The 21,533-nt window shown below is 41.2% G+C and carries 19 protein-coding genes and 1 other annotated feature; of the genes, 5 read left to right on the forward strand and 14 right to left on the reverse strand.

Translation table 11 applies throughout. The features are described from left to right. Window positions 1–30: 30 nt before the first annotated feature. From NSQ11_RS13815 to NSQ11_RS13835, 5 genes are read right to left on the reverse strand one after another with little or no spacing between them, the layout of a single operon-like run. Window positions 31–714, reverse strand: coding sequence for a YesL family protein (locus NSQ11_RS13815; RefSeq protein WP_342501127.1), 684 nt, complete (start codon window positions 712–714; stop codon window positions 31–33). 24 nt (window positions 715–738) lie between these two features. Beyond that, entirely contained in the window at window positions 739–2,028 is a 1,290-nt protein-coding gene (locus NSQ11_RS13820) for a Gfo/Idh/MocA family oxidoreductase (protein WP_342501128.1), read from the reverse strand. 18 nt (window positions 2,029–2,046) lie between these two features. Beyond that, window positions 2,047–2,571: a lipoprotein YteS gene (locus tag NSQ11_RS13825; RefSeq protein WP_342501129.1), complete on the reverse strand. Its 525-nt coding sequence runs from the start codon at window positions 2,569–2,571 to the stop codon at window positions 2,047–2,049. Further along, entirely contained in the window at window positions 2,568–3,680 is a 1,113-nt protein-coding gene (locus tag NSQ11_RS13830; protein WP_236810029.1) for a glycoside hydrolase family 105 protein, read from the reverse strand. Before NSQ11_RS13830 ends, NSQ11_RS13825 begins: the two co-directional genes overlap by 4 nt. Before the next feature lie 18 nt (window positions 3,681–3,698). Continuing rightward, a complete protein-coding gene (locus NSQ11_RS13835) occupies window positions 3,699–4,664 on the reverse strand; it encodes a sugar ABC transporter permease (protein WP_008343019.1) in 966 nt (321 codons plus the stop codon). A 231-nt stretch (window positions 4,665–4,895) separates the two neighbouring features. Between NSQ11_RS13835 and NSQ11_RS13840 the strand changes: the two genes are divergently transcribed. Beyond that, a complete protein-coding gene (locus NSQ11_RS13840) occupies window positions 4,896–7,196 on the forward strand; it encodes a helix-turn-helix domain-containing protein (RefSeq protein WP_178930474.1) in 2,301 nt (766 codons plus the stop codon). Between the two features lie 35 nt (window positions 7,197–7,231). On the opposite strand, the gene NSQ11_RS13845 is transcribed toward NSQ11_RS13840, so the two are convergent. Beyond that, window positions 7,232–7,603: a helix-turn-helix domain-containing protein gene (locus NSQ11_RS13845; RefSeq protein WP_008343017.1), complete on the reverse strand. Its 372-nt coding sequence runs from the start codon at window positions 7,601–7,603 to the stop codon at window positions 7,232–7,234. A 154-nt stretch (window positions 7,604–7,757) separates the two neighbouring features. Here NSQ11_RS13845 and NSQ11_RS13850 point away from each other — a divergent pair, with 154 nt between their 5' ends. Together NSQ11_RS13850 and NSQ11_RS13855 are read left to right on the forward strand one after the other, a co-directional pair. Beyond that, window positions 7,758–8,945, forward strand: coding sequence for an MFS transporter (locus NSQ11_RS13850; RefSeq protein WP_098680617.1), 1,188 nt, complete (start codon window positions 7,758–7,760; stop codon window positions 8,943–8,945). A gap of 13 nt (window positions 8,946–8,958) precedes the next feature. Continuing rightward, a complete protein-coding gene (locus tag NSQ11_RS13855) occupies window positions 8,959–9,798 on the forward strand; it encodes an aldo/keto reductase (protein ID WP_342501130.1) in 840 nt (279 codons plus the stop codon). A gap of 44 nt (window positions 9,799–9,842) precedes the next feature. Here the strand turns inward: NSQ11_RS13855 and NSQ11_RS13860 are convergent, their stop codons facing one another. The 6 genes from NSQ11_RS13860 to NSQ11_RS13885 form a co-directional block, all read right to left on the reverse strand. After that, the gene (locus tag NSQ11_RS13860) at window positions 9,843–11,342 is read right to left on the reverse strand and encodes an extracellular solute-binding protein (RefSeq protein ID WP_007501870.1); all 1,500 of its coding nucleotides are present in this window, start codon (window positions 11,340–11,342) and stop codon (window positions 9,843–9,845) included. Window positions 11,343–11,367: 25 nt separating this feature from the next. Next, entirely contained in the window at window positions 11,368–12,228 is an 861-nt protein-coding gene (locus NSQ11_RS13865; protein WP_113767071.1) for a carbohydrate ABC transporter permease, read from the reverse strand. A 218-nt stretch (window positions 12,229–12,446) separates the two neighbouring features. Beyond that, window positions 12,447–13,199, reverse strand: coding sequence for an NAD(P)-dependent oxidoreductase (locus NSQ11_RS13870; protein ID WP_342501131.1), 753 nt, complete (start codon window positions 13,197–13,199; stop codon window positions 12,447–12,449). 52 nt (window positions 13,200–13,251) lie between these two features. Then, on the reverse strand, window positions 13,252–14,154 hold the full coding sequence (locus tag NSQ11_RS13875; protein ID WP_007501875.1) for a dienelactone hydrolase family protein: 903 nt from the start codon (window positions 14,152–14,154) through the stop codon (window positions 13,252–13,254). A 130-nt stretch (window positions 14,155–14,284) separates the two neighbouring features. Next, complete coding sequence (gene leuS, locus NSQ11_RS13880; RefSeq protein WP_058213933.1) at window positions 14,285–16,699, reverse strand: leucine--tRNA ligase; 2,415 nt, start codon at window positions 16,697–16,699, stop codon at window positions 14,285–14,287. A gap of 97 nt (window positions 16,700–16,796) precedes the next feature. Next, window positions 16,797–17,018 (reverse strand) — a binding site (T-box leader). A 102-nt stretch (window positions 17,019–17,120) separates the two neighbouring features. Then, the gene (locus tag NSQ11_RS13885) at window positions 17,121–17,450 is read right to left on the reverse strand and encodes a DUF4257 domain-containing protein (RefSeq protein WP_008343006.1); all 330 of its coding nucleotides are present in this window, start codon (window positions 17,448–17,450) and stop codon (window positions 17,121–17,123) included. Between the two features lie 425 nt (window positions 17,451–17,875). Here NSQ11_RS13885 and NSQ11_RS13890 point away from each other — a divergent pair, with 425 nt between their 5' ends. Next, on the forward strand, window positions 17,876–18,679 hold the full coding sequence (locus NSQ11_RS13890; RefSeq protein WP_007501884.1) for an STAS domain-containing protein: 804 nt from the start codon (window positions 17,876–17,878) through the stop codon (window positions 18,677–18,679). 85 nt (window positions 18,680–18,764) lie between these two features. Continuing rightward, window positions 18,765–19,463, forward strand: coding sequence for a hypothetical protein (locus NSQ11_RS13895; protein ID WP_008343000.1), 699 nt, complete (start codon window positions 18,765–18,767; stop codon window positions 19,461–19,463). A 60-nt stretch (window positions 19,464–19,523) separates the two neighbouring features. Here the strand turns inward: NSQ11_RS13895 and NSQ11_RS13900 are convergent, their stop codons facing one another. Together NSQ11_RS13900 and NSQ11_RS13905 are read right to left on the reverse strand one after the other, a co-directional pair. Continuing rightward, entirely contained in the window at window positions 19,524–20,834 is a 1,311-nt protein-coding gene (locus NSQ11_RS13900; RefSeq protein ID WP_113747076.1) for an ABC transporter permease, read from the reverse strand. Then, on the reverse strand, window positions 20,824–21,522 hold the full coding sequence (locus NSQ11_RS13905; protein ID WP_007501890.1) for an ABC transporter ATP-binding protein: 699 nt from the start codon (window positions 21,520–21,522) through the stop codon (window positions 20,824–20,826). Before NSQ11_RS13905 ends, NSQ11_RS13900 begins: the two co-directional genes overlap by 11 nt. Between the last annotated feature and the right edge of the window lie 11 nt (window positions 21,523–21,533).

A 21,533-nucleotide genomic window follows, 5' to 3' on the forward strand; every position in this document is an offset into this window, starting at 1 on the left:
CGGTGACACCATTATAGCAAATCATACACATCACTGCGTATTCACCCGCTTGGATTGAAGGAAAGACGGGAATCGTTTCTTCACATCAACTGCCGGCTGCTCGCTTTCAAACTCTATCTTTTTAAACACTTGATAGGCTAGCCACATGTGGCCATATGCGAGAATGCTGATGCTAAAAAATGGCACGATCCCTGGCAAATAAGCAAATAGGATAAAGAGAATAGCTGAGAAAACGAGCATAGAGAGCGTATATTGCAAATACGAGATGCCAAGCAGAAGGGAAAATTTCAAATAAAGACGCTTTTTCCAATCATAATGAGCCAGCAGCGGAAAGATATAAAACAAGCTGACAATAAACAGAAAACCAAAGATATAGATCGCAAAGCGAAGCACGTGTAAAAACCAACTCGTTGGATAAATATAAGCAAGGTCTACATAAATAATCGTCCCGATGATGACCAGCACCACTCCAATGACATTAGAGCGTACAAATTCTTCGCGGTATACTTTCCAAAAGGTTTGAAAGACGCTGACTTGCTCATGCCCTTGTATCCACTTTCTCATCACAGAAAATAACGCTGTTGTTGCAGGCATGAAGCCAAAGATTCCAAGCCCAAGTAAAGTGAACAAAAGCCATAACACATTCGTATAGGCGAGTCTCATCACCCACTCACACATACGCAGCATTCTGCTCATTGATCCATCATGATCCATCTCTCGTCCCTCCTCTCTTTCTCGTTACACCGTCTCTTTTTGAAACAATTCTTCTATTTCAATCGGGCGTTTTTCTGCAACTGATCGCCACATGCCTTCGCCAAGTGCAATGGAATAAGCACCCGCCTCTGCTCCTGCCGAAATGTCATAAGGAATGAGCGGATCTTTTCCTAAAAATAAATCTGCTAATAATAGCGGATCTCCGCCTCCATGACCACCTGATTGCTTCACAACTTCAATCGTTTCTTTTCCACCAAACATCGGGTAGTATGCAATTGTCTGTTCAGGGAATTGAAAAGGGATTCTCGATGGCACATGAAACTCATTTGTTTCAATCCGTCCCTTCGTCCCGTTAATCGCAAGCCGGTAGCCTTCATATGGCGCTGAAAATTGAATCGAGTAACTTAACAAAGCCCCCTGATCATAAGTCACTGACGCCACATATGTATCCTCAATATCAATTTCTTGATCAAAAATACAGGCATCCGGGCGATAATTCGAGTATTGCTTTGACTGCTGCTCACCTGATTCAATATGGTCATCCTCCACCTTTGTGCGCTCTACCCGCGGATTCCACCTTGCTTCATAATGACAGGTATCTCTTACATGACAGGTTCCACAATATCGATTCTCTTCACCCTGCAAAGGATTCCAAGGACTTTCATCCCCATAATAATTCAGTGCGCCATAGGCAAATACTTGCTTCGGCTTTTGATCAATCCACCAGTTGACCAAGTCAAAGTGATGGGTCGATTTATGAATAGACAGACCGCCTGAATATTGACGCGAGCGGTTCCACCTTTTAAAATAACTGGCTCCGTGATACGTATCAATGAGCCAGCTTAACTCAACAGACGTGACCCTTCCAATCTTTCCATCTAAAATAAGCTCTTTTATCTTTCGGTGGAATGGATTGTAGCGATAATTAAAGGTGACGGTGACCTTCCCTTTGCTTTCTGCCTCTTTTTCCATCACCTGTTTGGCATCTTTTGCTGTTGTGACCATCGGCTTTTCCGTTATGACATCCAGATCATGATCCAGTGCCTGCAGGATATATGTGACATGTGTATCATCTCGCCCCGCCACAATGACGATATCTGGTCTTGCTTCCTTCACCATCTGACCAAATGCATCCTCATGAAAAAATGAGACGCCCCTTAGTGATGGAAAACGCTCCTGACAAAGTGTATACCGCTTCTCATCTACATCTAAGAGCCCTGTAATCCTGTAATGCTCGTTGAAATCCTCGGTGAGCGGTTTGATAAACATATTGAAAGCACGGTGACTGAGCCCGCAAACGGCGACCCTTTTCACATTCCCCCACCCCTTTTTCTATTGGTTTTCACGAAGCTGCTTCATGAGAGACAGTGCCTCTTTAGATTTCTCCGCATACACAGGTATGAAGGCGACCATATCTCGGTGTAATCGAAAGGTATAGCCATTTAGCTGCTTCGTTCCTTTCTTGATTTGGACCGCATAATCGACTGTATTTCCCGTCTTTGCATCTTCCACCGTATATGGTCCTTCCCTTTCGCCATCTACCCGCATCTCTTCAAGCAGCTGAAAGCTTTCAGGATCATCATATGTTCTAAACATTTCTTCCGGGACAAACATCACGTCCCCCTCTTTTGCAGTAATTTCAACAAGAAGTTTTTCAGGAATTGCAGGGAAGATGTGAACATCGTATGTCTCCTGATTTGGTTGAAAAGCTTTCTCCACTAATTGGTCTTTCATTGCTTTTGACATGTCAGAAAAAATAAGGACATCAATCCCCTCTGTTTTCCCCTGACAGGCGGACAAATAAAAGGCAGCGATGAAGCTGAGGAGCCATACCGCAGCCCTTTGATGCCGCCTCATACCTTTTGAAACACAGACAGCTTTTCTAGTTCAGTTAACGCCATAATAAAAGCGCCTGCTCCATGCAAATCATTCGTGCTCCGCTCTCTGCCAACGTAATAATCATAAAAACCCGCAGATGTTCCAATACAAATGTCGTTCACCGTAAAATCGCCGTTGTCTTTTTCCTCCGTTTTATACTGAATCAACCCTTGATACGCTTTGACCACATGATCAACATATCGAAGACTGACATATCCTTCATTCATGGCTTTTGCCATCGCATATATGAATAGACATGACCCTGAGCTTTCAAGCCAGTTGTCGCTATGACTTCCTTTATCAATGATCTGATGCCATAGACCTGTTTCGTCGTCCTGATACTTTGCTACACTTTCCAGCATATCTGTCAGTGTGTCCTTCCACAATTTTCGTCCTTCATGACCTTCTGGCAAATCTTCGATCATATCGGCTAACGCAAGGACATACCAGCCAAAGGATCTTGCCCAAAATTCTGGGGAACAGCCCGTCTGTTGATCAGCCCATGGCATCACTTGCCGTTCATCCCATGCGTGATAGTAAAGGCCCGTTTTTTCATCTTTGGTATGCTTTCTCATGAGATGCTCTTGATGGATGACCATGTCCACCAGCTCCGATTCTCCTGTCAACTGGGCATACTTTAAAGCAAAAGGCCCACCCATATAAAGACCATCTAGCCACATTTGATAGGCATAATTGTCTTTATGCCAAAATCCGCCCTCAGACGTGCGATTCAGCGTCAGGTAAAGCCCCCGAAGCTTTTCTGCTGCCTTCACATACCGCTTCTCTCCCGTTCTTTCAATCAGCGGGAATAAAATGAGCCCTGCTTGAATGGCATCAAGCTCGTCTCTTCGGAATAACAGATTCCCATGGTCATCAATGAGTGAGTCAGCATAATTTTTCACATAATCAAAGTACGCCTCGTTTTCTGTTGCTTCGTAAAGCTTCATCACTCCGCAAAGGAAAACCCCTTGATGATAGTGCCACCTTCCAGCTGGCGGAAGTTCAATCGGTGTATACGCTTTCATTATTGTTTGTGCTAATTTCTCTGCATGCTCAAGCGGTGATCCCTTTTCAATCGATAATGTCATTGGTCTTCATCTCCCCTTTTAATAAATCCCTTCTTCTCCAAACTTCTTCGCTAAACGGTTTGCCATCATGACCAAAATAAGTCCAACGGCTGCTTTAAATAAACCAACAGCAGTACTATAGCTGAATTGTCCTTGCTTCAGACCAGCTGTATACACATACGTATCAAAAATCTCTGCAACTTCCCTGTTGGTCGCATTGAGTAATAAATAGACATGTTCAAATCCAAGCTCTAACGTATCACCGATTTTTAAAATGAGCAGTACAACAATGACACTTTTAATCGCAGGAAGGGTGATGTGCCACATTTGTCTGAGTCTGCCGGCTCCATCCATTTTTGCTGCTTCATATAGCTGCGGATCTACTGCTGTAATCGCTGCAAGATAAATAATGGTTGACCAACCCGCTTCTCTCCAGATTACCTGCAAAATGTACATGGGTCTAAACCATTCTTGACTAAGAAGGAAGTTAATCTTTTCTCCTCCAAAGAAAGCAATCAATTCATTGATTAACCCGCCATCTACCGTTAACAAAACAAAAGATAAGGACACGACAATCACCCATGACATGAAGTGAGGAATATAAATCATCGTCTGAACAAATTTCTTAAACAGTGCCAATCTGACCTCGTTTAAAAGAAGAGCTAATAAAATCGGAATCGGAAAGAAAATCACGACATTCATGGCAAATAAAATGAGCGTATTTTTTAATAAGATGAAAAATGTTGGTTCTGTAAATAAGCGAATAAAGTGTTTGAAGCCAACCCACTCACTGCCAAGAATTCCGAGAAATGGCTGGTAATCTTGAAAGGCAATGATCAGCCCCCACATAGGGACATATTTAAAGACAAGAAAATAAAGGAGCCCTGGCAAAATCATTAAATACAGAAATTTTTGACTAAGTAATTGGTTAAGTAAGCGCTTTCTCTTTTCTTTTTTCAAAGCTGCCGCAGGCACACCCTTGGCAGTGACATCCTGTGTTTTCACAGATAAAGCCTCCCCTCATGCTGATGCATGTGTTAACTGTATCTTAAGGATGAAAAATCCGTCTACAATCATATCATCAGATCATATTTACTCAGGGGAAGCTACTCAAAACGTTACATAAAACATAAGAAAATGATCCTAATCTCAGAAAATGATTATTGACAAACCTACCAGATTTTTGGATTAATAAACTAAGGGGAAAAGATTGTTTCGTTTGAAATGGGGGGTTTTATGAAAAGAAAGCAGTATAAATTTTATTACAAGCTGGTGACGTTTTTTTTCGTGCTTAGTACGATTCCTGTTATTATTGTCGGTATTTTTTCTTATCAGCATTCGCAAAAAACTGCACTCGAAAATATTTCAAATGAAAAGCTGGACAGCGTCAAACAAACGCAATCCAATATTGAGCATATTCTAAAGACAGTAGATCATTCTCTCACTCACTATGTCAGTTCGCCGCCTCTCCTTCAAACACTGGCAGAACCTTTAAATCCAGATCAATTCCAACTTTATAATCAAGTCCAACAAGAACTGAATTACCTGCAAACCTTCGACACCGATCTCTCCAATATTACACTTGTTAGTAAAATGGAAGATTGGTATATGAACAATTCTGGTCTTTATCATGTCTCAAACGGGGATCAAGAGAAAGCGTTAACCTCTTACCTCAATATTCCGAGTCATTCCAGCTGGGCACTTGAAGAAAATAATCCACTTGTCTCAACAAAAGAAGGAAAGACATCCTTTTGCAAATACAATGTGAATTTAATCAAGCAGCTTCCGATGAATAGTGTCCAAAAGAAGGGAATCGCCGTCGCCAGCATTCCAAGCTGCGTGATTGCTGACAACATGCCTGACTTCTCTCAATCTGATAGTATGTTTGTCATTGATACAAACGGAAAAGTGCTGCTACATAATCGAAAAGAACAAATTGGTGACTCGTTAAAAAATCAAGATTTCGTCAAACATGTCCTGTCACTTGAAGAACGATCCGGACAATTTGATATGAAAATCGATGAACTAAACTATCAAATTACGTTTCAAAAATCAGATTATAACGAATGGACATACTTATCCTTTGTCTCCATTCCAGAACTAAAGCAGCAAACGAAATCAATCGGGTGGATCACCTTTATTATTTGCTTTATTTTGTTAGCGCTTTCATTGTTATTTTCATGGTTTGGCTCTAGACACTTTTATAAACCGATTCGCTTATTATACGAATCCTTTGCACGTAATGAGTCGTTTTTGCATAAACAGCCTTTCCAAAATGAATTTGAGCTCATCGAATCGAGCATTAAACAAATGAAAGATCAAAACAATGATCTAGAGGAACGGATTGAGCAGCAAGTGACACACTTACAGCAATACTTTATGGTGCGGCTGCTGCTTGGCAAGCTGACGGAAGAAGAGATTCACAACCGATTTCAAAGTCTAGGCTTTCCTCGTGACTGGTCCCATTTGTCCATGCTTGTGACCCAAATCGATACACTAAAAGGAACGCCGTATGAAAAAAAGGATGCAGACTTGCTTTTATTTGCGATAAATGGACTGATCGAGCAGATTATTCCGCTAGATGAGCACCTTCAGCCGACCGTTGTCAATCAGCATCAAACGACGATTGTTCTCAATCAATCGAAGTCAGAAGAGGAATTTACTGAATATTTAAATCAATTAGCCGAAACAATTCAGCAGCGGATTGAGGAAGAGCTGGGCTTGTCGATCAGCATTGGGATCAGTCGCTCATTTAAAGAGCTCTCTATGGCCAAACATGCTTATATTGAGGGAAAAGAAGCCTTAAAATACAGGCTCAAAGCAGAGAAAAAATCCATTCTTTTATACGAACACATTCAGCAAGGAAAGACGTTTAAAACTCATTTCCCAAAACAGCTGCAGCATGATTTATTTGATGCCATTAAAGCAGGCGATCAAGGCAAGGCAGATCACTATTTACATGTGCTTCTGCAATCCATTTTTTCTAAAAATGCTGGACCACATGAGTACCAGATTGCTCTCGCTCGTTTTTTAAACAATCTCATCGAGCTGATGCATTTGCTAGGCATTGAATTGTTTGAAGTCGAAGATAATAAAATGCTCTATGATACGATCTTTGAGTTTAAAACGTTTGAAGATACAGAAGCGTGGCTGAAACATGAGATCATTCGACCCATCATTGATCAGCTCGGCGCGCGTGAAGACTCTCAATATAAAAATATCTCAGAGAAAATCATTCATATCATTCATCAAGAATTTGACTCAGATCTGACCTTGGACGAAATCGCTACACGCCTGCACTATAATCCAAATTATTTAAGTAGTATTTTTAGAAAAGAAATGGATATCTCCTTTAGTGAATATCTCTCGTCTTACAGACATCATGTCGCCAAAAACTGGTTGGTGGAGACGGATATGTCGGTGAAAGAAATTTCGGAAAAGCTAAAATACAAAAATCCGCAAAATTTCATCCGCTCCTTCAAAAAGCTGGAAGGCACGACGCCTGGAAAATACCGTGATCAGAAAAAAGGCACATAAAGCAAAGTCCCGCTCTCACAAGAAGCGGGACTTTTTTATTTAAACTGTTCATTTAGAATACTGTCTTCCAGCACTGAAAGCGGCTCGCCATACACTCGTTCAATATGGGCTGCCCCCCAATCACATAACGCATTTAAAATTCGCTCAAGTGACTGTCCGTATTCACTTAATTCATACTCCACTTTAGGCGGAACTTGTTCATATACAATGCGGTTAATCACACCGTCATTTTCAAGCTCTCGCAGCTGCTGTGTGAGCATTTTTTGCGTGATATTTGGCATGAGGCGCTTCAGTTCACTCGTCCGCTTTTTCCCATGTGTTAAATGACATAAAATGACACACTTCCATTTCCCGCCGATCACCTCAAGCGTTGCTTCCACAGAGATATTATATTTCTTCTTTTCCAACGTCTCTTCACTCCTTTTGATGCTGTACAGGCACTTTTTAGTACCTATATTACAAAAAAGTACGTACTTTTTTTTCTGTCATCTATGTTAGATAATAACTCTTGCCGATCGGCTTCGTCTATTAAAATGTCATGAAAGAAGGATGTGAATCACGATGCAAAACAAACAAAATCACTTTGCCCTTCTCGCACTAGCGATTAGTGCATTTGCTATAGGTACAACTGAATTTATCTCTGTAGGTCTTCTGCCGATGATCTCAGAAGACTTTGGCGTGAGTGTCAGTCAGGCCGGCTGGACCGTTTCTTTATATGCGCTCGGTGTTACCTTTGGCGCACCAATTCTAACCTCACTTACGTCAACGATGAAAAAAAAGACATTGCTTCTGCTCATTATGCTCGTCTTTTTGATCGGAAATACACTCGCCACGATTGCCCCGACTTTTTCTGTACTCTTAATCGGACGAGTGATTTCAGCCCTATCACATGGCGTATTTATGTCGATTGGCTCGACCATTGCCGCAAGCCTTGTGGTGAAAGAAAAGCGGGCAAGCGCTATTGCCTTTATGTTCACTGGTTTAACAGTCGCTACTGTGACAGGTGTGCCATTCGGTACGTTTCTTGGTCATGAGCTCGGCTGGCGGACGTCATTTGGTGTGATTGTTATGATTGGCCTAATCGCACTGATTTCTAACTATTTCCTTGTTCCGTCTCAATTGAAACAGGGCGTGAAAACAACGTTTAAGGATCAAGCAGCCTTATTAAAGTCGAAAAGAATGTTGCTTTTATTTGTCATTACTGCTACAGGGTATGGAGGAACTTTTGTCGTCTTCACCTATTTATCCCCTCTCTTGCAGCATGTGACAGGTCTTGCGCCTGGAACAGTTGCATTGATCCTGCTGTTATACGGAATGACCATCGCCGCTGGGAATGTCATTGGCGGAAAAGCAGCGAATAAACAGCCAATGAAGGCACTGATTTATATGTTTATCATTCAAAGTCTCATCTTGTTTATCCTTAGCTTTACTGCTGGATTTATGACACTCGGGATTGGAACTGTGATGCTGATGGGACTGTTTGCTTTCATGAATGTCCCCGGCCTTCAAGTTGCCGTCGTTGATTTTGCAGAAAGGTATACACCTGGAGCTGTCGATGTTGCTTCCGCTCTGAATATCGCTGCCTTTAATGCAGGTATCGCCATTGGTTCATTTTTAGGCGGCATCGTGACAGATACCCTTGGGCTTGTGCATACGGGCTGGGTTGGCGGCATCATGGTGCTCATGGCGGCCATACTCACGATGGTGAGTCATCAAATCGAACAAAAAGAATACAAACAAACCATGTAAAGGAGTCTTTCATATGAACGATTTACAAAGTAAAAAAACATTAAACAACGGCGTCCGCATGCCAGGATTTGGTCTTGGGGTCTTTCAGGTTGAAGAGGGAACGGAATTAATTGAAGCTGTTAAAACAGCCATTCAATTAGGATATCGCAGTATTGATACAGCTTCTATTTATGGCAATGAAGAAGGTGTTGGACGAGGCATACAACTTGGTCTAGCAGAAACAGGCCTTCGCCGCGAAGACATCTTTGTGACATCCAAAGTGTGGAATGCCGATTTAGGATATGAAGCGACACTAAAAGCATACGAAGACAGCCTGAAAAAACTTCAGCTTGATTACCTTGATCTGTATTTAATTCACTGGCCAGTTGAAGGGAAATACAAGGAAGCATGGCGCGCGCTTGAAACGCTGTACCGTGAAGGAAAAGTCAGAGCCATCGGTGTGAGTAACTTCCAGCCGCATCATCTAGATGAATTATTGAAAGATGCGGACATCATTCCAGCGATTAATCAAGTCGAGTTTCATCCAAAACTCACGCAGGAAACGCTGTTTACGTATTTGAAAACACATGGTATCCAAATGGAAGCCTGGTCACCACTTATGCAGGGAGAGCTGCTGCACCACCCGCTGATCACGGAGCTTGCGGGCACATACAGCAAAACACCTGCTCAAATTATTTTGCGCTGGGATGTGCAAAAAGGCGTCATTACGATTCCTAAATCAACGAAAGCCCATCGTTTAAAAGAAAATGCCGATATTTTCGATTTTGTCCTATCTGATGAGGATATGAAGCGCCTGTCTGCCTTAAATGAAAATAAACGAATTGGTCCTGATCCAGACAACTTCGACTTTTAATGAAAACACCCCCGCTTTTTACTAAGCGGGGGTCTTCATGTTCATCATTTTGATTTTTTAAAGGAAGCTTCATATTCTTCTATGATTTTATTTCCACCATTTGATTTCCACTTCTCTACATCTTTCTTAAATTGTTCTTCGTTGATATCACCAAGAATGAACTTATAGGTCGCATCATCGATGATTTTCTTCAATTCATTTCCTCGCTCTGATGCTGTTTCTGAATACAGGCTTTCAGCAGGGTTAGCGACAATGATGTTTTTATTGTCTTCTTCTAGCTCTTCATATTTTGTACGAACTGCATCGCCTTTATTTTTCAAGTAACGCTTATCAATCCCTACGAGGCTGACAAGTGGCTGTACATCTGTCTGCCAGCTTTTCACTTGGCTTTCTTCCCTCACAAATGTATTTCCATCTTGTTTGTTATAATGCTTTCCATCAATCCCATACGTCATGAGACCATACACGTCTTCTTCTGCAATTCGGTCAAAGAAAGCCAAAATTCTCTTTAACTCTGCTTCTGATTTGACGCTTGTTTTAGGGAAAGCGAAGATGCCATTATGGCCGCCTGATGCCCATACACGTTCTTTGCCATCTGGGCCTTTGATTCGGTTGATAATATCCACTTCCATGTTCTTATCTGTTGCATCATCTCTTAAGTTCACTGCATCTACCATATTTCCAACATAGATACCCGCTTTTCCTTGTGAAAACAATTCTTGCTGCTGCGTTTTGCTTGTGACTGGGAAGTCTTTGTTTATATAACCATTGTCACGCAGCTTTTTCATATATTTCATTGTATTCATATACTCATCTGTCATAAAGTCTGGCGTGAATTTGCCATTTTCTTCTTTCCAATCTGTTGGCATTCCTTCATAAGAACCGAGCGTTTTAAATGCACCGTAAATCAAATCATTACGGTCTGTAAAACCAATTGTATCGTCCTTGCCATTTTTGTTCGGATCTTTTTCAGTAAATGCCTTGGCTACCTCATAAAGGTCATCTAGCGTTTTTGGTGTATCCAAATTTAAATTTTCAAGCCAATCCTTTCGAATGACAATCCCTTGTCTTGAAAGTGGTCTCTCTCTATAAATGCCATAAAGCTTCCCATCGATAGAGGCATTTTTATTAATCAGTTCGTTCATCTTACTTAAATTTGGATAATCCTTTAAGTATGGACCGATTTCCCAGAACATGCCTGATCTGAACGCATTGATAGCAGATGAATTCTTAATGTCTTGAATCGTCACAATTTGCGGGAGGTTCCCTGCGGCAAGTGCTGAATTTAAACGGTCTTCTTTCACCGCATCAGGCACCCACGTAATATCAAGCTCTGTATTTGTAAGCTTCTCAATCTCTTCTAACACTGAATCTTTTGGCGGCTGCTGATGATACAAAATCGCCATCCATGACAGCTTCACCTTTTTGTCTAGATCAACCTTTTCATCTGATGAACTTGCCCCTTTACTTGAACAAGCTGACAGAATACCGCTTGCGGCAAATAACAAAACAAAGGCAATCAGCCATAATTTCTTTCTCCCCATAAGATCCCTCCGTTATTCCATCTTTTTAACCCTTTACAGAACCTAGTAATGCCCCTTTGTTGAAATGCTTTTGAATAAATGGATAGACAAGCAGAACGGGAATGGTCGCCACGACGATGACCGCCATCTTAATGGTTTGGTCTGGCGGCGGTGTGGATGAGCCCATATCTGACATATCTCCCTGCATACCGCTTGATACAATGACGATTTGTCTTAACAGGACCTGAATTGGCCATTTCACCGAATCGTTTAAATATAAAATGGCTGTCATGTACGTATTCCAATACGTCACGGCATAAAAAAGTGAAATCGTCGCAATAGCTGGCAAAGAAAGTGGCAGCACGATTTTAAAGAAGATCCCTAAATCGTTACAGCCGTCCATCTTCGCTGATTCTTCAAGGCTTGCTGGTATGTTTTGAAAGAAGTTTTTCAAAATGATCAAATTGAATGCATTGATGGCCACTGGCAGAATGAGTGACCAGTAAGTATCAAGCAGCCCAAGTGTTTTCACGACGATAAACGTCGGAATCATCCCTCCGCTAAACAGCATCGTGAAGACAACGAGAAACATGAGGGTTCTTCGGCCCTTTAGCTCCTGACGAGACAGCCCATACGCCATGAGTGAGGATAAAAACATGCTGACCGCTGTTCCAACGAATGTCACAAGAATGGATACAATCAGGCTGCGATACACAATATCTGTAGAAAAGATATAGCGATAGGCCTCTAGAGAAAACGTCGTTGGAAACAAAATAAACTTCTTTGAGATGACCTCTTCTACTGTCGCAAAAGAGGCGGCAATGACATGGATGAACGGGAGCACACATATTAATGCGAACATGAGTAGAAAAGAGTAATTAAATACATTGAACAATCGGCCTTTAATAGAACGATCTATGTTCATCACGCCCTTTCTTTGTAAGCGTTATCATTTCATCTGAACATAAGCTGCAGCCTTTGACGATATCGTGATTAAAATGTAACAAACGTGGAAAGAAAGCGTCTATAATCATCATGACAGACCACAGAGATGATCATGCCATTCGTGCTTTTAGCCTCATCAATGAAAAGAAAAAGATCATGAGCTAATGTCATGATTATGCCCTATGCCTGATCGTTTTCTTTCAGAATTTCTGCCGTATTGACATCTGGCCTGTAGCCTAACTCCTGCTTCGTTTTCTCAGAAGACCAAGGTTTTCCTTCGTTTTCTGATACAGCATAATAAGTCCCGAATGGAACGTCCGTTTCGATGGCAGCCTTGATCATGCCGAAAAGGTCTTCATGTGAAAGAAGTGTTCGTTTCGTTCTTTTTTTAGTTTGCAATCCTTCCATCTCATCTGTCACGACGGTTCCAATTCTCAAATTGATGACAGACATACCTGTTTGATCGTGAAACAAACGCCCAAGCTGTTCGGAAGCAAATTTTAAAATGCCATACACATTTTTCGTTGCTGGTACATCATCAGTCGTAATTTCTCGCTCTAGTAAGGAGTGACCATCTTTTTCATAGCGATCTGTCACATGATTACTGCTTGCAAAAATGACTTTTGGAATGCTTAACCTGGCCGCTGAACGAAACATATTATACGCGCTTATCCAAAACACCTCATTCATTTTTGCAAACTCCTTTTCATTCATCACATCATGCGTCATGTCTATGTTTAAAAGATGAATGATCACATCTGTATCTCTTGGAATGGCTTGAAACAACTCCTCTTCAATTGCCGCATTTGCCATGATGACTTCTTCTACACACCTTGTTTGATCAATGATGGTCAGGTCATACTCCAAAGAGAGCTCTTTAGTTAATAAACGTCCGATGACACCACATCCGCCAATCATGGTGATTTTTTTCATCTGTTTCCTCCTTCATCTTCTATCGGAGTAGTATGTCCATGCCGTCTATTGATTACAGCCACTTTTTCAAAAAACGTGTAGCCTCGTGGCGCATAGCAGCCGTTTCAAAATGACCTGCATGTAGACCTATAAGCTGATAACGTTCCTTTAAGGAAGCAGCTTGATAGGCTTGACTTAATGTCTGTTGAATTCGTCCAACACCTTCAGCAGGTGTAAGCTGATCATGCTTTCCAACTAAGCTTAAATGCGGTCTTGGGAAAATCATTTCTTGGATGTCAGCTGCTGTAAAGTGCTTAGCTAAGCTCGGTACATAATAGTAAAAACCGTGTCTATCTAAATGATTCTTTTCAATCAATGTGTGATGATCAACCTGTGCGCAAAGATCCACACACACACTGACCCTCTCATCAAGTGCTGCCGTCCACCATGAAAGAAGGCCGCCCATTGACATCCCAAAAACAGCTAAACGCTCTGGAAGCACATCAGAGCGGGACAGCAAATAATCAATTGCACACATGCTCTCATACAGCATCATGCCCCACATCACTTTTCCTGTTAACAGCATTTCTTTGAAAATTTCACTTTCTGTTCTCCCCCTTCTTTCACCAAATCCCGCATGATCAATCGCCAACACACTATAGCCTTTTGAAGTGAATTCTTTTGCGTATGAAGGCGCTTGCAAATAATGAGCCCCCTTCAATAACTCTTCTTTCCCATCCACATAATTCCCACCATGAGAATGCTGGAACAAGACAACAGGCCTTTTTTTCACTGTATCTTTCGGCTTCACAAAATAAGCCGGAACTTCCTCCACCCCATGAATAGAGAGAATGAGTGTTTCTACTAAGTACGATTCACGTTCCTCAATCTTTAACGTATACGCCTCTACACGATGGCGCTCCGGCATTTCCCCTAATAAACTGAGCAGTTGTTCACGTTTGCTTTCCTTTTCCATTGACGTCACTCCTCATTTTCTTGATCAACTTGTTAAATACGAGATTGATGGAGGAATCACCTTGTTTTCGACAAAATTATGTCCCGGGAAATAAACAACACCCATCGGCTGATACCGATGGGTGCGTTCATTAGTTTGCGACAATATTGACAAGTTTTCCAGGAACCGCAATCACTTTACGGATTGTTTTCCCTTCAAGCTGTTCTTTTATCCGTGCATCATTTTTCGCAAGCTCTTCTAGCTGCTCTTTTGTTGCATCAGCAGGAACCGTTAATTTTGCTTTCACTTTTCCATTTAGCTGTACGACAATTTCCACTTCATCATCGACAAGTTTTGACTCATCATATTGCGGCCATGCTTCATAAGAAATAGACCCTTCATGACCAAGTTTATTCCAAAGCTCTTCCGCTACATGCGGTGCAATCGGAGAAAGAAGTTTCACAAATCCTTCTGCATATTCTTTCGGCAGTGTGTCAGCCTTGTATGCATCGTTGATGAACACCATTAATTGTGAAATCCCAGTATTGAAACGTAAGCCTTCATAATGATCCGTTACCTTCATGACGGTTTCATGGTAGCTTCGCTCTAATGGCCCGCCAGATTGCTCTGTCACTTTATCACTGATGGAGCCATCTTCATTTGTAAACAGACGCCATACACGATCTAGGAAACGACGAGCACCATCAAGACCTGTTTCAGACCAAGCAATCGACGCATCTAAAGGTCCCATGAACATTTCGTACAGTCTTAATGTATCTGCACCATGAGATTCTACGATATCATCTGGGTTGACAACATTCCCTTTTGATTTACTCATTTTTTCATTATTTTCACCAAGAATCATTCCTTGGTTGAACAATTTCATGAACGGTTCTTTTGTTGGAACAACACCAATATCATACAAGAATTTATGCCAGAATCGTGCATATAGCAGATGAAGCACAGCATGTTCTGCTCCACCAATATACACATCAACCGGAAGCCATTTCTTCAGCTTTTCAGGAGATGCAAGTTCTTCTGTGTTATGTGGATCAATATAACGTAAGAAGTACCAGCAGCTACCTGCCCATTGTGGCATCGTATTGGTTTCACGGCGTCCTTTTTTACCTGTCACTGGATCGACAACCTCTACCCAATCTTTAATATTCGCTAAAGGTGATTCACCTGTTCCGCTTGGCTTAATCTCAGTCGTCTTAGGCAAAATCAGTGGAAGCTCTTCTTCTGAAACAGCTGAAGATGTTCCGTCCTCCCAATGAATAATTGGAATTGGCTCTCCCCAGTAACGCTGACGGCTGAACAGCCAGTCTCTTAAACGATAAGTGACTTTCTTTTCACCTTTTTGATGTTCTTCCAGCCATGCAATCGCTTTTTCAATTGCTTCTTCTTTCCCTAAGCCGTTTAAGAAATCAGAGTTGATGTGCTTTCCATCACCTGTGTAAGCTTCTTTGTCAATGTCTCCACCTTCGACAACCTCTTTGATTGGAAGATCGAATGTTTTGGCGAATTCATAATCACGCTCATCATGAGCAGGAACTGCCATGATCGCTCCAGTGCCATATGTGGCTAACACATAATCTGCAATCCAGATCGGCATCTTTTCCCCATTCAATGGATTGATGGCATAAGCACCTGTGAAAATGCCCGTTTTCGTTTTAGCAAGATCTGTTCGCTCTAAGTCACTCTTAGACTGAATTTCTTTGATATATGCTTCAACTGCTTCTTTTTGAGCAGCTGTTGTAATTTTTTCAACTAGTGCATGCTCTGGTGCAAGAACGGCATATGTTGCACCAAATAGTGTATCAGGACGTGTTGTAAACACAGTAAACTGTTCGTCATGTCCTTCTACTTCGAAGTGAACATGTGCACCTTCAGAACGTCCAATCCAGTTGCGCTGCATGTCTTTGATGCTTTCAGGCCAATCAATGTCTTCTAAATCTTCTAACAGCCTGTCCGCATATGCTGTAATTTTTAGCATCCATTGCTTCATTGGACGTCTTTCAACAGGATGCCCTCCGCGCTCACTTTTCCCATCAATGACTTCTTCATTTGCAAGGACTGTACCGAGTGCTGGGCACCAGTTTACAGGTACTTCATCAATATACGCCAATCCTTTTTCGTACAATTTCAAGAAAATCCACTGGGTCCATTTATAATAATTCGGATCTGTCGTGTTAATTTCTCGATCCCAATCATACGAGAAGCCCAATGATTGAATTTGGCGGCGGAAATTATTAATGTTCTCTTCTGTAAATTCAGCTGGATCATTTCCTGTATCCAGCGCATATTGTTCCGCTGGAAGACCAAATGCGTCCCATCCCATTGGATGAAGAACATCGTATCCCTGCATACGTTTCATACGTGATAAAATATCCGTTGCTGTGTATCCTTCAGGATGCCCTACATGAAGCCCTGCTCCTGATGGATAAGGAAACATATCTAGCGCATAAAACTTTGGCTTATCTTCCGAGTCAGATGTGGCGAATGTTTTATGTGTCAGCCAATAATCCTGCCACTTTTTTTCAATTTCCCGATGCTGAAAACTCAATGTGAAAACCTCCTTTAATATGTACGGCTTTATCTGCTCAGATGACCACTGCAAGAATTCAGATTTTTCTAAAATCAACAAAAAACCCTCATCCCTGGAAAGGGACGAGAGATTTTTTGGTTCCCGCGGTACCACCCTTGTTAGCGTCATGAACTGTTCATACGCTCACTTAATATCTTTAACGCAGACATGCGACAGAAGCTTTAACGCAACTGCAACTCTGAGGCGAGTTCAGAAGCAGATTTGATTGACTTTCACCAGCCGTCAATTCTCTAAAGACAAATACTGCTTTCCTACTACTCCTCTTCACTGTTCTTATCGTAACCGTCATCTAAGTAGTATTTTATAGAATTATGATCATAAGTGCAAGCAGGTTTGTATACAATGGGAATGTACCCTAGACTAGGGTAAAGTGAGGATATTATTCGTGTGGAGATCGGTTATGACGGTTGGAGCCTGCATCCTGTGAACGTTCTTCTCTCACAAAATCGAAGCTTCGCAGAACTGCTTCTCCTCCGTAACCTGAAATAATGGATAAGATGATCAAGTGCAGACTAGATTCGGGATTTGAGGATAAGACAAGCAGTGTAGCAGCAATCATCCCAACGAGCCAATCTTCAATAAACCCTAGATAAATAAACTTCTTTGTCATTCTGGGCTTCTCTAGCCTGCCTTTTTTCTTTACGTGACCGAGAATGCCCATGACCCCTCCAATGGCGCAAGCAATAATGACTTGTTGCAGCATTTTCATCACCTTCCTAAAGCCCTTAGAATAGTAAAGCGACTTCAGGCTGTCCAGCCCCCTGTAATGCCATTCTGCTGTTCCGTCATAATCCATGTAAAAGGTCTATTCTCTCTAACGAAGAAAAAAAGCTTGTTTCTTCCATTATATGTGAATGACCCAAAAACAATCTTGATGCATTGGAATCATTTTCACCTAATCCATATTAACTATTTTTGTCATTTTATGAATTATCCTCAAATGATCCCTTCTTTTTCTAATGAAAAGTCTCCTTACTTACTCTATTCTAATGGAGGACAAACTATGATGACAAATTTAACAAAGCGATTGCAATCATTGAAACAGAACATATGTTATGTTACGTTTAAAAAGAATTCATTTGGTTTCAAAAAAACCATCTTAAATGTCTAATAGTAGCAGCAAAGGAGGGTAATATGGTCAGCTCGAACATCTTCGGATTGCAAAAACAGCTTGAACTCATAAAAAAAGCGCTGGATCATGCGCGGATTGGTGTTGTCATTACAGACCCTTCTTTAGAGGATAACCCTATCGTTTATGTGAATCATGGCTTTACACAAATGACTGGATACAAACCAGATGAGATTCTTGGACGTAATTGTCGATTCCTCCAAGGAAAAGACACAAATCAAGAGCAACTTGCCTTAATACGTCACGGAATTCAAAACAAAACACCTATTACCACACAGCTCAAAAATTATAAAAAAGACGGTACTTTTTTTTGGAATGAACTCAATATAGATCCTCTATACATTGAACAAGATGACAAAACATTTTTTATTGGCTTTCAAAAGGACATTACAAAGCAGAAAGAATATGAACAACTCCTAGAAGATTCCTTACAGGAAGTCACCTCTCTGTCGACGCCAATTGTCCCAATCAAAAATGGTGTTTCCGCTCTTCCACTCATCGGAAAATTATCAGAAGAACGCTTTGATGCCATCGTCGCGAAGTTAACTTGTATATTAGAAGATTCAAAGGATGATTATTTAATTGTCGATCTTTCTGGTTTAATCGATGTCGATGATTCCGTTGCAGCGCGAATTTTCAAACTGCATCACCTGCTGAACTTAACTGGAACTGAACTCATCATCACTGGGATCAAACCACAGCTTGCGATGAAAATGAAAGACTTAGATACAGACTTCCAGAATACGATCACTTACTTAACAGTAAAAGAAGCAATCAAAGGATTGCCATTAGCTGAAAACCCTGTATAAACAGGGTTTTTTTAATTGAACCGCTCCCCAAAATGGAAAAATGAGGTATGATAGGTATAAATAGCGATATAGGGGGGGCTGCCAGATGATGATGTTACTCATCATAGGTCTTTTATGTATTTGTTTCGCCATAGGATATGCCGTCAATTATTTATTACTTAAACACCAAAATCAACAAATCTTTTCAAAAAAACTCTTCTATCCTTTTTTGACCATTGGTCTTGTTTTTTCTATTATGTCATTACCGTTTGCCGGCACAGGTGCTCCGAAAGCACAAGCAGATCCATCTTCTGAACAGCTGCTGAAAGAGCAAAAACAATTAGCATCTGACATTTCTCGTCTAAAGGAAGACAAAGAAACGCTGACGGCCTCTTTAGAAGACGTGACCAAAGAAAAAGAAAAGCTATCCAAGAAATTAGAAACCATCACCTCCGAAAAGAAGACAGTCAAACAGCAAGAAAAAACCATCCATGAGCTTGAAGAGAAAATAGACAAGCTAACCTCTACAAACGAAACACTCAAAAAAGAACACCAGAAAGTAAACAAAGACACCACGTCATCGGCCCAGCGATCTGCTCCTAAAGATGATGGGTCGAATACTGGCGGTCATGAGTCACAAAAAGAAACAAAAAAAGAATCTGCCGCCTGTAATATTAAAGGAAGTGTCAACGGCATATATCACACACCGAGCAGCAGATACTACTCACGGACAAAAAACGTGACCAAAATGTTCTGCTCCGTAGAAGAAGCTGAGCGTGCAGGGTACCGGGCACCAAAGCAATAGACATCTTTTGACGATAAAAAAACCTCCTGTCAGCCCACTATAGGTACAGGAGGTTCTTCTTTAAATTTCTCTTCTTAATGCTGTTAATACATTCGTTTTTGTCGCCTTACGTGCTGGATTGAGTCCAGAAATAATGGCGACTCCTGCACTAATCACTGTTGCTGTGACCACAAGGCTTAGCGGAATATAGGAGAAGGTGATCGAGAATTGATCACTGGATCCCCCTTCAGACATAGAAGACAAAATTGCTGGAATGATTAAATTCACTGCAAAACTAACGATGTACGAGATGATAATCCCGATGATCGATCCAATTACCCCAATATAAGCACTTTCCATGAGGAACATTCGCTTAATAATGGAAGGATTCGCACCGATGGCTTTCATGATCCCAATCTCTTGTGTCCGCTCTGTTACGGCCATTGTCATCGTATTGAAAATGCCGATCGCCGAAATAATCACCGCAATACATCCAACAAAGATGAGTCCAATTTTAAAGACTGTAAAGAACATATCCATTCCTTCAAGCTGATTCGTCACAGAGATAACTTGATAGCCGTCATCTGTCAGCTTATCTGTGAGCGCACCGACATTGTCGAACTTATCAGCATAGACAGACGTCATTTTTTCGACATTTCCTGCATCAGGAGACAGATCGAGCACTTGACTAAATTCTTTTTCATAAGCATTCGGAATAAGAATTTTATGATCCTGCTGCCACTCCAAATTCGGTTTCTTCAATACACCGACGACACGGAAATCGAACGTCTTTTCTTTCACCACTTCATTTTCTTCATTCAGTTTTGGCACCTTGATTTGAATGACTTTGTTTAAAATTTCCTTCGTATAGCCTTTTGGCTCTTCCGGTGTATCTTCACCATTTGATGTCTGATTCATTTCTTTTTCATAGTCTTTTCGTTCTTTTTCCGTCCAAAGTTGTTCTGCCATTTGATACCCAACTACAATTTCATTCGCCGATGTTGGGACTTTTCCACGGTCTAGTTCAAGGCCTGCCTCTTTTTCTTCTTTCATATCTGTCAGTACAGCCTGCGTATCACTTGAGCGATTATCGAGCTCGACGTGAACCGATGGAATGATTGACGTTCTCGCAACGACAGATTTCGCATGATCATATTTCTTTAAATCGTCAACCTTGACGTCACCTTTTTCTTTGCCTAACACTTTAATTTCTGTGATAATTTGTTGTTTCATGATTTCATCTTGAGCCGATTTTTGCAGACCAAAACCAACTGACGCTAGAACGATTAAGAAAGAGCATGCCATTGTCGTTGCAAGTATGGTCATAAACACACGCAATCTATTTTTCTTCATATTTCTTCTGATGAATTTGACCTGATCTCTAAATTTCAATGGACTGATCCCCTTTCTTTAATACACCATCATGAAGCTGGAACGTTGTGTCTGCGATTGAAGCGACTTCATCGTCATGTGTAATGATGACAAATGTAATTCCTTTTTCACGATTAAGCTGCTGGATAAAGGCTAGAATTTCGCCTTCAGTTTCTGAATCCAGACTGCCTGTTGGTTCATCTGCTAAAATAATAGACGGATTAAGGATCAAGGCTCTTGCAATACTCACACGCTGCTGCTGTCCACCTGACAGTTCATTAGGATAATGCCCTGCGTGATGTTCAAGACCAACTCGTTTCAGCATTTCCTTTACTTTCACTTTTCGCTCAGACGGCTTCACACCTTTTAAAGTGAGCGGAAGTTCAACGTTCTCATATGTTGTTAAACTCCCGATCAATTGAAAGCTTTGAAAGATAAAGCCAAAATGATCTAACCGAAAGTCTGCCCATTCTTTCTCATTAAAGCCGGTCACATTGGTGCCATCAACCATAATTTGTCCGCTTGTTGGCGTAATATATCCCGATATTAAATTCAGCAAAGTTGATTTCCCCGAACCGCTTCGTCCGACGATACATGCAATTTCGCCTCTTTTAATAGACAAGTCAATGTCTTTGAGCACAGGAATTTCGTTCTCCCTGCCCTTTTTCCCAATTTTAAACACATGATCTAACGATTGAATTTGAATCATCTCTACTCCCC

The sequence above is a fragment of the Bacillus sp. FSL W7-1582 genome, assembly GCF_038593325.1.
GTDB classification, from domain to species: domain Bacteria; phylum Bacillota; class Bacilli; order Bacillales; family Bacillaceae; genus Bacillus; species Bacillus altitudinis.